Genomic DNA, 13,659 nt, shown 5'->3' on the forward strand with positions numbered 1-13,659 from the left:
GGATGCCGTTGCGAATGGTGATCTCCTGCCACCACAGGTCCTGGTGCTCCGCTTCGGCGAAGTCTGCGTCCTCGGAGAAGATCGAGGGAATCGGGGCGCCTTCCACGGCTATGACGCCGGCGCCCGACAGCAGTCGGGACACCTCTCCGGGAACCCGGATCAGGCGCGGCAATTCGACCGCCAACATGGTGGTGCCGTGGCCGTCTGAAACTTCCAACAGGACGTCGTCAGCGGCCTGCCGCACATATTCCTGCGGCAGCACCGCGAGCAGCGACACCATGACCACGTTTTGGTCAGGTTCATCGAGCGCGACGACGGTGACGGTATTAGACATGGGCGGTTGCCTCCAGCGGGGTCCACAGGGTCTGCACGGTCTGGACCGGGCCACCGGAGCGGACCAGCAGGCCTCGGCCGGGCGGCAACCGGCGGGCACGCACGTTGTTGAGCAGGCCGCCCTCGGAACGGTCGCCGGAGAGGATCAGCCCGGTGCTGCCGGAGTCGCGCAGCGCGGAGAAAAACTGCTCGTACATGCCACGGCCGGCCCCGCGCACCCGGCGGGTAAGGATGACGTTCAGCTGCAGTTCCGGGCCCATCGGCAGGTACTCGATCAACGAGCGGAGCGGCCCGGCGCCGCCGGCTGTGAGGATGTCATAGTCGTCGGCCAGCAGCACGATCCGCGGAATGCTGTCCGGCTCGCCGATGCTGTCCTGCAGCGCGTCCCCGCCGGCGGTGCGTTTGGACAGCTCGGAGGCGATGGCATTGGCCAGCGGTTCGGCCTGGGCGGCGCTGGGCGCATAGCCGCCCAGATAGGCGTCCGGGACCACGTCCGCCAGTGCCCGGCGCGGGTCGAAGACGGCGAAGACCAGGTCCCGGGACGGATATTGGGTTACCAACGAGGAGACAAGGGAACGGACCAGGTTGGTTTTGCCGGACTGTTCGTCGCCCATCACGATCAGGTGGTGCTCGCCGCGGACCAGGTCGAGCATTTCGGGGCCCAGGTCCGTCTCGCGCAGACCCAACGGCAGCAGGCCCCGGAGCGACGGGACCTCAATCTGGCCGGTTTCCACCAGTTGCGGCAGGATGCGTACCTGCATGGCCCGGGCATCGGTGGAGGCGGCGACAGCGGCCACCAGGTCCCGGGTGCCCTGCGTGGCGGTGTCGGCGTCGGCCACGCCGTCGATCCTCGGGAGCGCGAAGTGGCCAAACAGCTTGGCCTCGGTCAGGGCGCGGCCCGGGCGGTCGGCGGGCATGGTCTCGGCCAGCTTGCGGCCGTAGGAGGAGTCCGCCGGATCGGCCAGGCGCAGTTCGATCCTGGTGCCGAAGAAGGACTGCTGGGCCAGCCGGATTTCGTTTTGCCGGTTGGCGGTGGTGACCACGTGGATGCCGTAGCCGCCGCCGCGGGCAATCAGCGAATGCACGGCCGGCTCGATGTCCTCGAATTCGTCCGTGAGCAGGCCATAGCCGTCCAGCACCAGCACGATGTCGGCGCTGGGCAGTTCGGGAATCTTGCCCTGCGCGCACAGTTTGCGCAGCGTGGCCAGCGAGTCCACCTGGTACTTCTCGAAAACGTTCTCACGCTCGCCCAGCATGGCCAGCAGTTCTTCCACCGTGCGGCGCACCACTTCGCGGTTGGTGCGCACGGCCACTCCGCCTACGTGCGGCAGGCCCTCAAGCGGGATCAGCGAGTTCCCCAGCAAGTCCACGCAGTAGATGCCCACTTCCTGCGGGCTGTGGGTCATGGCCAGCGAGGCCGCGATGGTGCGCAGCGCGGTGCTCTTGCCGGACTGCGGTCCGCCGATGATGGCCACGTTGCCGCCGGCAGACTTCAAGTCCAGTTCCCACACGCCCTGCCACTGCCTGGCCGGATCGTCCAGCAGGCCCACGGGGATTTTCAGTGCGCCGCCGGTGGACAGCCGGATGCCCTGGCTGGTGGTGTGCACGGAACCGGCGGCAGTGTCCAGCGACAGGGCCGCCGGCAGCGGCGGCAGCCAGATGGGATCCATCGCGCGGGGGAACTTGGCCAGCGTGTCCATCAGGGTGGACAGAACGGTGGGGCCGGTAGTCCGCTTGGATGCCCCGGTGCGGGCCGGCCTGCCGGCCGGTGCTCCGGCGTCGTTCGCCCGCTCCAAGCTGGCGGCATAGGCGGGCATCGGCAACACCCGAGGGCCGTCGTCGTCGGCGGTTTCCTCCTGCTGGTGGAGCTGGACATCCTCCAGCGGGCCGGACACGTAGCCGGCCTTGAACCGGGTGTAGACCGTGGTGTCCACCTTCAGGTAGCCGTAGCCGGGGACCGGCGGTAGGTGGAACGCATCCGGGGTGTCCAGCACTGTACGCGACTCCGCTTCGGAGAGCGTGCGCAGCCCGATCCGGTAGGACAGATACGTTTCCAGCCCGCGCAGCTTGCCGGATTCGATCCGCTGGCTGCTCAGCAGCAGGTGAACGCCGATGGACCGGCCGATGCGGCCGATGGACAGGAACAGGTCGATGAAGTCCGGGCGGGCGGTGAGCAGCTCGCCGAACTCGTCGATGATCACCACCAGGTGGGGCAGCGGGGCCATGGCTTCGCCGCGGGCGAGCCGTTCCTGCCGGTGCAGCTGGTAGTCGGTGATGTTGGCGATGTTACCGGCGGCCTTGAGCACTTCCTGCCGGCGGACCACTTCGCCGCTGAGGCTGGAGTAGATGCGTTCAATCAGGCTCGCGTCGTCGGCGAGGTTGGTGATCACCCCGGAGACCTGCGGCGCGTCGGCGAACGGAGCGAACGTCGCGCCGCCCTTGAAGTCCACCAGCACCATGCTTAGAAGCTCCGGCGGGTGGGTGGCCAGCAGGCCCAGCACCAGCGACCGGAGCATCTCGGACTTGCCGGAACCGGTGGCGCCGACGCAGAGACCGTGCGGGCCCATGCCGAACTGGGCCGATTCCTTCAAATCCAGCAGCGCGGGCCGGCCGCGGTCGTCGGGGCCCAGCGGGATCCGCAGGAAGTCCACCTCGCCGCGCGGCTTCCAGAGCCGCTTGATGTCCGCCTCGTCCAGCGCCGGGCTCAGGCCGAGCATCTCCAGGAAGCTGTCCGAACTGGCGGCGGTGTTGTGTTCGAGCGAGTCCGCCGACAGCCGCATCGGCGCCAGTTCCCGGGCCAGGGCCTCGGCGGTGGCCACCGCCAGCCCGTCGAGCGTTCCGTGTTCTTCGACCGGTTCCACGGGATCCTCACGGTAGTTCTGGATCCGGAACCCCGCCTCAGCGCCGTCCTGGGTGACGCGCACGCTGACTTCCCCGGGCTCCTGGCCTCGGTCGGCTACCAGGTACACCACGGTGATCCCCAGCTGCGCCAGTCCGGCGTGCCGGTCAGGCAGCACGAGGTCTTCGGGCAGGCTGCCGTAGCAGTCGGCGAGCACGAGCAGCCGCGGCAGGTGCTGGCTGGCGCCTTTGAGGTTTTTGGAAGATTCGGCGGCCACCACGGCGCGCCGGTTCAGCTCGTCGGCCGCCACCGCACCAAGTTCGTCCAAGGAACGGGCCATCCGGCGCACCGGGCCGGTGGCGTGGGCCTGCTTCTGGTCCGCCAGATGCGGCAGCCACCGGGCCCACTCCCAGTCGCGCAGCCGGTCTTCGCCGGCCGCGATGCCCACGTGCAGGTCCTCCGGGGAGTGGAAGGCGCAGGCCTCGGCGAGCAGGTTCCGGGCCGCGTTGAGCACGAACCCGCGGGAACCGATGATGCTGACGTTGCCGGCGGAGTCCAGCGGCAAGGTCAGCGGCAAGTCCGGCGACTTTTGATAGCGCCGCTGCAGGATCCTGACCTCGTTGTCCATGAACGTATCGCGCTGGGCGGTGGCGGGACCCTGTTCGGTAATGGCGATCTGCCGGCTAATCCGCTCGCCGGAGCCGATCCGTACCTGCAGGAAGTCTTCGTTGCGGCGGCGCCGTTCCCACAACCGCTTGGTGTTCCGGACGATGTCGAAGAGGGCGGTGGGTTCCGGGTTGCTGGTGCGCGCCGTGGTGATGGTCCGCTGCTCGTCGGCGCGCAGCGTTGCCCTGGACTCCTCCAGGTACTCCAGGTAGCGGTCGCGCTCTTCGGCGCGGGTGCGGGCGGCACGGCCGCGCTGGCCGAGCATCATGATGATGGATGCCACCACTGTCACGATCATCGCGATCGCGCCTACCGCGGCCAGGCTGTTGCCCCGGAACAGCATCATTACGGTCATGGACAGGCCGGCGCCCAGCAGCGGGATCAGCGCCATGGCGTTGATCCGGCCGGACTTCTCCGCCATGGGCGGGGGCGCCTCCAGGCTGAACGGGGCGGCCTCGCGGGCCGGTGCCGTGGTCCGGGCCGGCCGGTGGATGATTTTCACACTCATCGGCCGGTGTGCTCCATCGCCAAGGCCAGCGCGGTGGAGGCCAGTTCCGCCGCCTGCAGCCGGACCGGACGGGACAGCAGGCCGGGGTCGAATTCCACTCCGCTGGCAAGGTGGCGGTCGTATCCCAGCGGCAGTACGGGGATCCCGTCCCGGGCCAGCAGCTTGGCTTCCGACATCGGAGCAAAGGGCGCCTGGGCGTCGGTCTGCGTCAGGACGGCCAGCAGTCCGGTCCCGGCCAGCTCCGGCGTGGCTGCCCATGCGGCCACTGTCCGCCGCACGTCCTGTACGCCGGCCACGGAGGCCGGGGCAACCAGGACGGCCAGCTGGGCGGCGCCAATGGCCCAGTTGGTGTCCGGGTTCTCGCCCGGTCCGGTGGCGCAGTCATAGACCGCCACGGGGCAGTACCGGGAGATGTTCCGGCCTGCCGCGGACAGCGCGGCGTTCCCGGCATGCGCACCGAGTGCCCGATCTCCGGCCACCCAGAGGTTGGGGCCGGCAGCGGCCAACTGCAGGCGCAGGTCGTCCGCACTCGTGGCGGGGGAGTATTGCAGAACAGCGCCGGCATTATCGATCGCCGGTGCCTGGGGTACGCCGAGGCGCAGCGCCAGCGTGCCGGCAGCGGGTGCCAGGTCCACGGCGGCGATGGTGTCCTGCCGGGCCGCCGCATACAGCGAAGCCAGCAGCGCCGCCGTCGTGGTCTTCCCGGCCCCGCCCCGGCTGCCGATCACTGCGATCCGGCGTCCGGTGCTGACGGCGGCTTGTGCGCCTGCGGTGGCCGCGATGAGGCGTTGCGGGTAGTCGTCGGAGGAAACCAGGCCCTTTGCTGCCCGTGCGGTACGGACCAGCCACGGTTCGCCGGGCCGGCTGCGGAGGCGGCGGCGCCGCTGTTCGGCGTCGGACTCGAACGGACCGCCGCCTGCGGGTTCGGCGACAGCAGCCGGAGTGCTCCACGGATCGGCCGCCTGCGCCCGGCCGTGGAGTACGCCGGTGGGGGCACCCGGCGGCACGTTGCCGTGGAGCAGGTCCGCTTGGACATGGTCGGTGGCGGTTTTTTCCCGGGCGATGAGGTTCCTGCGCGAAATCGGTTCCATCAGAGTCGGTTCCAACCTGTCTCAGTCGAAGGTGGCCAGCAGCGAGGCGAAGACTCCGAACAGGCCGATGACCAGCGGGACCGCGGCCAGGATGGCCAGCGTCTCGATCCGGTTGGCCAGCAGGCGCAGTTTCGCGGAGGAGTGGTCGGCCAGTGTTACGGTCAGCGACACCACGATGGCGGCTGCCAGAACCAGCAGACCGGTGGCCACCAGCCAGCCCTGCCCGGGGGCAAAGGCGAGCACCGAGCGGGCCAGGCCCAGGATGCCGACGGCGGTGGCCAGGTAGAGCGCGATCCGGTCAGTGGCCAGCGGGAAGGAGCGCGCACGCAGCCCGGTTGCCAAGGCCAGGCAGCCCGCCAGCGGCATGGTCCAGACCTGCGACACGGTGTCCGTACCGAGGATCCACAAGCCGGCGGCCACGGAGAGCGCCACCAGCACCGTGCCGAGGCTGAGTGCCCGGTGCGCGGAGCCAATGGCCACGTGCACGTCGGTGCGTCCGATGCGTCCGCCCTTGGCCCGGCGGTCGTCGAGCGTGGCCAGTCCGGACGTGGAAAGGGCAATCTGCGGCAGCAGTCCCAGCGTTGCGCAGCTGAGCAGCGCGGCCACGCTGGCGGCCTGCACCGGATCGTCGAAGAGTGCCAGCGACACGGCCCAAAAAACGGTCAGCAGGGCCAGCAGGCCCGCTGCGGACATCAGCGCCCGCGGACGCCGGGAGATCAGGCCCGCGCACACCAGCGCCACCGCGGTCGCCGCAGCGGCCAACAGCACGTGCATCCCGGACCCGGCCGGCAGCCGCAGTACGCCGCCCAGAGCCAGCAGCCAGCCGGTGCCCACCAGCAGGGGCCCCAGCACCGTAGCGGTAACCCGGCCCAGATAGATGCCGGTCAGCAGCAGAACCGCGGCCAGCCCGAAGGACACGAACGCGGCCAACGCGGCGGCGGCGCCGTTGAGCAGCAGGTGCACGCCCAGGTACAGGCCGATGGCAGCGAACACCGCTCCGGTTGCCCGACGGACGGACTCGGTCCAGCGGCCGCTGATGTCCTCGGTCTGTTCCACCACGGCGTCCGTGATGTCGTACACCACCGGCGCGGGCGGCGCCTCGGATACATTCACCAGCCGCAGGATGGCACCGTCGGCGATGCCGGCGTCGCTGAGCGAGGCGTCCTCGCGGACCGGATCGCCGGCGGCGGTGACCAACGTCTTGACGGCGACGGCGGAGGCCGGCTGGTCGTCCAGCAACTCCAGGATCCGGGGCAGAAGCAGTCCGGCCGGAGTCAGCGACGGCAGCAGGACGTCGACATGGCGCTGCGGCCCGGCCACTGTGACACGGGTGAAGGTCTCGGCCATGGTCAGGCTGCTCCTGGGTCAGGGAGGAACGGCAGATGGATCCCGCCACCGCCGTCGTCGTTGGTTGGATCAGCATTGATCGGGAGAACGATGGCAGACTGCGCCCGCGGCTGCCGTTCCTGCCGCAGGTCTTCAAGCAGGTTGGTCACGAACGAATAGCCCACGCAGACGGCGGCAATCACCGCGGCCACGGCAACGCTGAAGAAGAACGTGCGTACGCTGGACTTCCAGCGCCGCTGCAGCGGGTTGTGCCCGTACAGCAGCGCGGTGGTCAACCGGGCACGCCGGACCGCCACTGACTCAATGAGCTGATTGTCGTAATCGTGCGCCACGTATCTCCTCCCAACCGGTGCATCGCTTACCGAGCTTATCGCTCCAAACGATGGACTTATTGGCTTCTGTCCCGCGTGGGATGGGGAGATGTACCCATTAACACCGATTGACGCGGACGCCGGCGAGCGCGTTCTATGGTAAAGGCGGGGAACCGCCTGTGGACAACCGGCCGGGCGGCAACCCGGTGCACCGCGGACGCATTGGGCGCCCGGTGGTGGCGGAAGCAGCAGCTACAGCCCCGTGAGGGGGCACGGAGGTGGGGCAATGAGCGGCAACCAGTTCATCAAGATGGAGAAGAGCGCGTTCGTCGACGCCGGGAAGGCGAGTGCGGCAGCCGACACCGAACTCCAGGCGCTGATGAAGGAACTTGAGGCAGTCCCCGAGCCGATGCGCAGCAACACCGCCGGCGACTTTTGGGAAAAGTTCAAAGGCATCATGGGCCGGGCCAACATGGTGGCGTCCGGCCTGCAGAAGTCCCTGGTCTCCATCCAGCAGGGACAGGCCGAGGTCAACACCACCATGCAGCAGGGTGAGCAGCAGCAGGCCGACGACGCCGATGCCACCGAGGGCAAGGCAGCCTGGGACGACGCAGTCTTCCGCAACCGCGGCTAGGCCTCCGGCCGCCTGGAGCGGCGCTGATTCGGCGCTGCAGCACGGCGCTGATCCGGCCGGGCGGCCCACCGGCGCTGCAGCCGGGCACTGATTCGCAGCATGAAACACGGCACTGATTCGCAGCCGCGCTGCCCCTAAACGATATTTCCGGCGTGAGGCCGGCACGAGGGAGGAAAAAACCATGGCAGACCAGAATTCATACGCTTTCTCCGACGGCGGAGCATCGCAGGCCCAGGACAACCTGGACCGGGTGAAGAAGAAGCTCAACGCGCTGGTGGAAACCCGCAAGAAGGACGCTGCGGACCTGCAGGCCAAGTTCCAGGCAACGGACATCGCCGAACAGTACGACCGGGTGGAGCAGGCGTGGGCCGACGCCGGCATCGCTTTCGCGGGCATCATGGCGGACGTGCACAAGCTGCTGGAGGACGCCAAGAGCACCGCCGGCAGCACCATCAGGACGGCCGGCGGGAAGATCGCCAACATCTAGTACGGAAGGCAGGCAGCAATGGCACTCAACGGCTGGGACATCGACCCTTCCAAAGTCCAGACCATCGTCACCACCGCCAGCGGGCGGGCCGATAGCTTTGAGACGGATTTCCCGGCCTTGGGCACCTCTGTCAGCGACATCATCGCTGCCGCCAAGTCGGGACCGGTGATGGACGCGCTCAACGGGTGGGCGGAGAAGACCGTCCAGCCCGGACTGAACAGTGTGGCCGGGCGGCTGCAGACCACGTTCCAGGGCACCATGGATGCGGTGAACTCCTACGTGATCGGCGACGCGCAGATGGCCGCAGACGCCCAGCACCTGGTCGGGACCATGCCGGAAGAAGCCGAGACCACGCGTCCCCACCGTCCGAACGGTCCCACCCCGCTGGCTCTCTGATCAACACGGCCCTGCCACTTCACGAACATCTCGTCTCACGTACCGAATAAGGGGAAGCAATGACGGCCTGGGATCCCTACGCCGAGGAATACCCGCAGCGGCCCGACGCGGAACTGCTGCGCACGCACGCCAAGGCGCTGGATGACAAGGCCGAAGACATCGACGACGCCGTCGAGCTGATTCAGAGCGACTGGAACGGGCTGGAAGCCGTGTACAAGTCGCCCGAGGCCCCGCTGGTCTACGCCGCGATCAGGCCGGTCAAGACCACCACCGGGGACATCAAGGCCGATACCGCAGCCATCAAGGCGGCCATCGAGGCCTTCGCAGACTGGGCGGATACCTTCAAGGCACGCTACGACGCGCTGGTGGTCCGCTGGCACGGCGTGCAGCGCCGGATCGGCAGTGAAGGCAGCGACTGGCGCAAGGACGAGGACCTGGTCAACGCCGACAACCGGATTCTCCAGGATGCGAACGCGCTGGCAGCCGAGCATATGGAAGCCGAGCGCACCTGCCACAACGCCATCGCCGCGCTCTACGGCGGCATCACGCTGGTCGAAACCACACAGGACGGCCCCGGCACGGGGCGGCAGGCGTACGGCTACTCGGCAGAACAGCTTGATTCGGCGACCGGCGAGGGGCACATTCCCTGGGGCAAGCCAACGGAGTGGGACAAACCGTGGTATGCGGACGCCTGGGACGGGATGGTGTCCTTCGGCAAGGGCGTCTGGAGCGGCATCACCGGCACTGTGACCGGACTGTGGAACATGGTCAACTTCACGGACGGCGAGACCTTCGCCGCCACGTGGAAGGGCATCGGCCAGATTGCCCTGAACGTAGCCATCGTCTCCAGTCCGATCACCGCGGCCGTGGCAGAATCCATCGGCGGGCCGGGCACGGTCAAGAAAGCCGGCGAAGAACTGCTGGCCGTTGGCAAGGCAGCCATCCACTGGGACGACTGGCAGCGCGACCCGGCCTATGCCGCCGGAGCAACGGCTTTCGACCTGTCCGCCATCCTCCTGACCGCCGGGGGTGGCGCCGTGGCCAAGGCCGGCGGTGTGGCCAACAAGATCACCGCGGTCAGCAGGGCAGGCGGGGCCGCGTCCAAGGTGCTGGACTTCTCCGGCTTGTCCAAGACCGCGGGGTTCGCCACCCGGGCCATCGACCTCTCCACCAACTTCAAATTCACGGCCATCGACGTCACCACCAACGGCTTCAAGACGGTCACCAACACCGTGCGCCCTTACGCCAGCACCGCGGGCCACGCTTTCACCGACGGGCTGCGCACTGCCACCACCGGTTTGCGCACCGGCATGGACAACTTCACGACGTCGGTGCGCACCAGTGCAGACAACGTCGCCCATGCGCTGGGCGGCCCGCGCGTGGCCACCGCGGGCGGCGGCTACGCCACCGGCCACCGCTTCGATGTGGACATGCCGGCGGGCCGGAACGCCAACGCCACCATGAACTTTGATGCCGACGGTCCCAAGCCGTCGTCGGGCACCGGCGGCTACACCGTGCCGGACCGAGCCGGAGCGCCCGAGTATGGCCAGCGGATCCAGACGCCGGAGACCGACTCCACGCCGGTCCGCACCCGGGAAACGGCGTCGACCAGCAGCCCGGGTACCGGCACGCTGCCCGAGCAGAGCGCAGCGCCGGCATCGACCGCGCCGGATGCCGGCGGCGCCGACGCCAAGGTACCCGGCGCCGGCGGCCCTGGTGCCCAGGCCCCTGATGCTGCAACGGCCGGGTCGAAGGCGCCGGACGCTGACACCGGGGTTCCCGGCTCCAAGGCCCTGGAACCGGAAGCGACTGCCGCCCAAGCCCGGGAGGCAGATTCCGCCGCGGGCAGGGCTGCGGAATCTGCTACAGCTGCCGGTGACCGGGTCAACGGCCATGACGTGGACGGGCAGCGGGTCGACGACAACTTCCGCCATCCGCAGGCGCCGCAACACGGCACTGCGCAGCCCGACGTGATCCAGAATCCGCAGGCTCACGCCACCTACGGCCAGCACCGCACCGATGACCTGTACCAGGACGTCGAGCTGCCGGACTGGGCGGATGTGCCGAAGGACAAGCACGGCGGCTTGGACATCAACAGCGATCTTGACGGCATCGTCGACCGGTCCCAGCCTGCCTATGGCACGGATGAGCTCGGAAACCCCTTGGATAAAGGCGAGTACGCGAACCGTTACAGCCAGTTGGACGAGTTCCGGCCGGACGAGTACCGGGCGGCCTATCCGGACAACGCCGGGGCGGTTGAGGGCACCATCCGGACGTACTCGTCGTACGACGAGCTGCAGGCAGACTTCGGAACCATGCAGTTGGACCGGATCGGTCCCAACGGCGGAGCCTACCTGGCCGTTGAGGGAACCCCGTGGCACATGCGCGGCCTGCCCGTCGATACTCTCGGCAAACCGCTGCATCATTTCGAGCTTGGCCGCCTGCCCGAGGGCGTCAAGATTGAGGTGTCCGAAATCGCGCCGGCTTTTGGGCGCCCGGGCGGCGGAACCCAGCTGCGGTTCCTCGACACCACCCATGGACCCGAACCCAAAGCCATCGGCGTCGACGAGCTCATCCGCAGGGAAAGCCTCCGGGAGACCGGACCGCGCCAGTTCGATCCGCCGTGGGCGCGCAATGCCGCCGACCCCGTGGACCTGCTGGCCGAGTTCGACCTTGACCTGTCCGCACGGAAGTCCGTCATAGACGCCGTCGAAGAGCTCGGCATCGATCTCGAACGCACCACCGTCTACGAGGTGGATGGTCGCGGGAAGTTCTACACGAACTCCGCCGGCTACATCCAGCACATCGAGGCTCCCAGCGGGTCCAAGGGCAACTGGAATCCGGAACTGAACAACCCGCGGCCCAATGTCCGGTACCACATCGACGGCAACATCGTGGTCCACACGGACGGGTATGGCCGCCCTGCGGCGCTGCACGCCCACGACCTTGAGTACTTCCCCAAAAACCAGGCCGATACCTGGCGGCATCAGGGCAACCAAACCAACATCGGGGGACAAGCCGGCGGCGACTACGACGGCGGCCACCTCCTCGCGGCGATGTTCGGCGGACCCGGGGAGAAGATCAACCTGATTCCACAGCTGAACGTGCAAAACCGGAACCTCGGCCTGGGCGCCCTGACGCCCATCGAGCGGTTGCGGCTGACCGGCGCCGCGGACACGTGGTATGACACCGAGCTGTGGATCCGCGACCGGCTTCGTGACGTGCCTCCGGGGGGATCCAAGCCCTCCGTCACGTGGGACGTCCGCCCGATCTACGACGCTGGTGGGGGAAACCTCGTTCCGCATATGGTGGAACTCAAAGTAACGGTTGACGGCCAAACCCGGCGCTTCGACTTCGAGAACTAAGGAATGAACTCCCCGTGACATCACAGCTGCTCTCCGACGAGTTCTTGTCGGCCATGGCAACCGCAACCTCCACCAGGTTCCGGACCTTTCAGGAGATCAGGCTGGAGTTCGAGATCTACGGGGCAACAGTGTCGTGGACGGAGATGGCGAAAACAGTGGACGGCGCTTGGAAAAGCATCGACTTTTCCGACGCCGTCCCCTTGGACCGCAGGGCGCTCAAGTCGGATAAAGCTGCCAGCTACACCAAGGGCAAGGGAACATGGTTCGCTGCCCGGCTGACCTTAATCCCGGACGGGGAGCCGCGGTTCGAACGGTTCGACTCCGAGCCGCTGGAACCGACTCCGGGCGCACTCCAGGTGCCGGTTCCGCCGACTGCTCTCCAGGCCGAGCTGGCCATCTATCCTCGCGAACAGGAACACATTCCTGGCTGGATGCGTGACATCCTCGAAGACAACGGACTGGACGTGCCGTATTTCGACCCGGCCACCGAGGAATTGGTGCTGGGCAATGAGCGGGCCCCGTTTCAAGATCCCGCCCAGTAACGCGTACGCACCCTCCCCATAGAAGGAAATACAGCATGTCCGAACAGACGCCTGCTCTGCTCCGCCAACAGCAGTTGGCCGAAATCCTCGCCGGCTGGATGCTGCAGGCCGTCAACAGTGAGCCCGGATGGGACCGGATGGTATTGGAGCTGAAACCATCCCCGGATGCGATGCTCATGCGGATTACCCAGGAACGCGCGGGAAGGGCCGCGGCCAACGCCGGAACTTTACAGCCCGGAACCGCGCCCTTTGACGCCGCCGCTGAACTGCGCAGCCTGAGCGTGGGGGCCAACGGGGAATCCTGGCGCTCGGCTGCGGTGAACCTCTCGGCGCGGGGATGGCCGGAACCGAAGTACTCGCTGGATACATACTTTAATTTCGACCAGCCCGCGCCGGACTTCGGTTTGGGCGAACCGACGGAGAAGACCCGCGCCGGCAAACCGGGCGGTGAAGCGCCCGGCCAGAGTGAAGCGTCCGGCCAGCGCGGAGTGGACAATCGTTTGGTCGCCGAGGCCGTGCGAAGGTTCAGCGAGAATCCGGGGCAGGCAGCAGCGATTGGCGTGCTGCGCCACATGATTGGCAGCGAACTGTTGCTCGATGCCACCGACAACCCCGACCGTCCCGGCATCACCGTTGCCGAAGTGAACGGGTCTCCGTCAGTGCTCGCCTTTACCTCCCAGGAAAAGCTGGCGGAATTCCGGGCCTCCACAGGGCGTCCTGGAGAACCTGTTTCATGGGTGCAGCCGGGGGAAGAACTGCTGAAATTCGTCGACAGCCACGACGACATCGCCTACCTGTACATCGACCCCGCCGGCCCGACCTGTGCCGTAGGTCGGCCCGAAATCGGCTTCGCGGCCGGAAGTTTGGCCAATCCCGCGCTGAAGCGGGCGGTGGCGGGCCGGGGAGGCACCCCCGCCGTTGTGGAGCAGCTCATGCTGCCCGGTGCCGTTGTGCTGGCAGCCGACCGGGCCGGCGATGACGGATCCTCCGAGGGGCCCATCCTGCTCAAGGGACCGGACGGAAATCCCATCCTGCCGGTGTTCTCCTCTGGGCCGGAAGTCGCAGTGTTTAAGCCATCCGCACGGTTCAGGGAAGTGCCGGCCACGTGGGCCCTGGACATGCTGCACAAGACACCCGGGC

Annotated in this window: 11 protein-coding genes; 6 read left to right on the forward strand and 5 right to left on the reverse strand. The window is 67.8% G+C overall.

Features of this window, described 5'->3' with window-relative positions:
* From AC5RWT_RS27555 to AC5RWT_RS27575, 5 genes are all read right to left on the reverse strand, one after another.
* On the reverse strand, positions 1-334 hold a 334-nt coding region (locus AC5RWT_RS27555), incomplete at its 3' end, for a hypothetical protein (RefSeq protein WP_494082973.1).
* Positions 327-4,346 carry a type VII secretion protein EccCa gene (gene eccCa / locus AC5RWT_RS27560; RefSeq protein ID WP_494082974.1) on the reverse strand — a complete coding sequence of 1,340 codons (4,020 nt, stop codon included), beginning with the start codon at positions 4,344-4,346 and terminating at the stop codon, positions 327-329. The genes eccCa and AC5RWT_RS27555, both read right to left, overlap by 8 nt.
* Positions 4,343-5,437 carry a nucleotide-binding protein gene (locus AC5RWT_RS27565; RefSeq protein WP_494082975.1) on the reverse strand — a complete coding sequence of 365 codons (1,095 nt, stop codon included), beginning with the start codon at positions 5,435-5,437 and terminating at the stop codon, positions 4,343-4,345. Before AC5RWT_RS27565 ends, eccCa begins: the two co-directional genes overlap by 4 nt.
* Positions 5,438-5,458: 21 nt before the next feature.
* A complete protein-coding gene (gene eccD / locus AC5RWT_RS27570; RefSeq protein WP_494082976.1) occupies positions 5,459-6,784 on the reverse strand; it encodes a type VII secretion integral membrane protein EccD in 1,326 nt (441 codons plus the stop codon).
* A gap of 2 nt (positions 6,785-6,786) precedes the next feature.
* Positions 6,787-7,116: a hypothetical protein gene (locus AC5RWT_RS27575; protein WP_494082977.1), complete on the reverse strand. Its 330-nt coding sequence runs from the start codon at positions 7,114-7,116 to the stop codon at positions 6,787-6,789.
* Positions 7,117-7,381: 265 nt separating this feature from the next.
* Here AC5RWT_RS27575 and AC5RWT_RS27580 point away from each other — a divergent pair, with 265 nt between their 5' ends.
* The 6 genes from AC5RWT_RS27580 to AC5RWT_RS27605 form a co-directional block, all read left to right on the forward strand.
* Entirely contained in the window at positions 7,382-7,729 is a 348-nt protein-coding gene (locus AC5RWT_RS27580; RefSeq protein WP_494082978.1) for a hypothetical protein, read from the forward strand.
* Positions 7,730-7,910: 181 nt separating this feature from the next.
* Entirely contained in the window at positions 7,911-8,216 is a 306-nt protein-coding gene (locus tag AC5RWT_RS27585; protein WP_494082979.1) for a hypothetical protein, read from the forward strand.
* A gap of 18 nt (positions 8,217-8,234) precedes the next feature.
* The gene (locus AC5RWT_RS27590) at positions 8,235-8,612 is read left to right on the forward strand and encodes a DUF6507 family protein (protein WP_493966628.1); all 378 of its coding nucleotides are present in this window, start codon (positions 8,235-8,237) and stop codon (positions 8,610-8,612) included.
* Positions 8,613-8,671: 59 nt separating this feature from the next.
* Positions 8,672-11,977: a glycohydrolase toxin TNT-related protein gene (locus AC5RWT_RS27595; protein ID WP_494082980.1), complete on the forward strand. Its 3,306-nt coding sequence runs from the start codon at positions 8,672-8,674 to the stop codon at positions 11,975-11,977.
* A 14-nt stretch (positions 11,978-11,991) separates the two neighbouring features.
* The gene (locus AC5RWT_RS27600; protein WP_494082981.1) at positions 11,992-12,519 is read left to right on the forward strand and encodes a hypothetical protein; all 528 of its coding nucleotides are present in this window, start codon (positions 11,992-11,994) and stop codon (positions 12,517-12,519) included.
* Between the two features lie 35 nt (positions 12,520-12,554).
* A partial coding sequence (locus tag AC5RWT_RS27605) for an SseB family protein (protein ID WP_494082982.1) occupies positions 12,555-13,659 on the forward strand: 1,105 nt, incomplete at its 3' end.

Source organism: Arthrobacter sp. Dra40, from assembly GCF_059091905.1.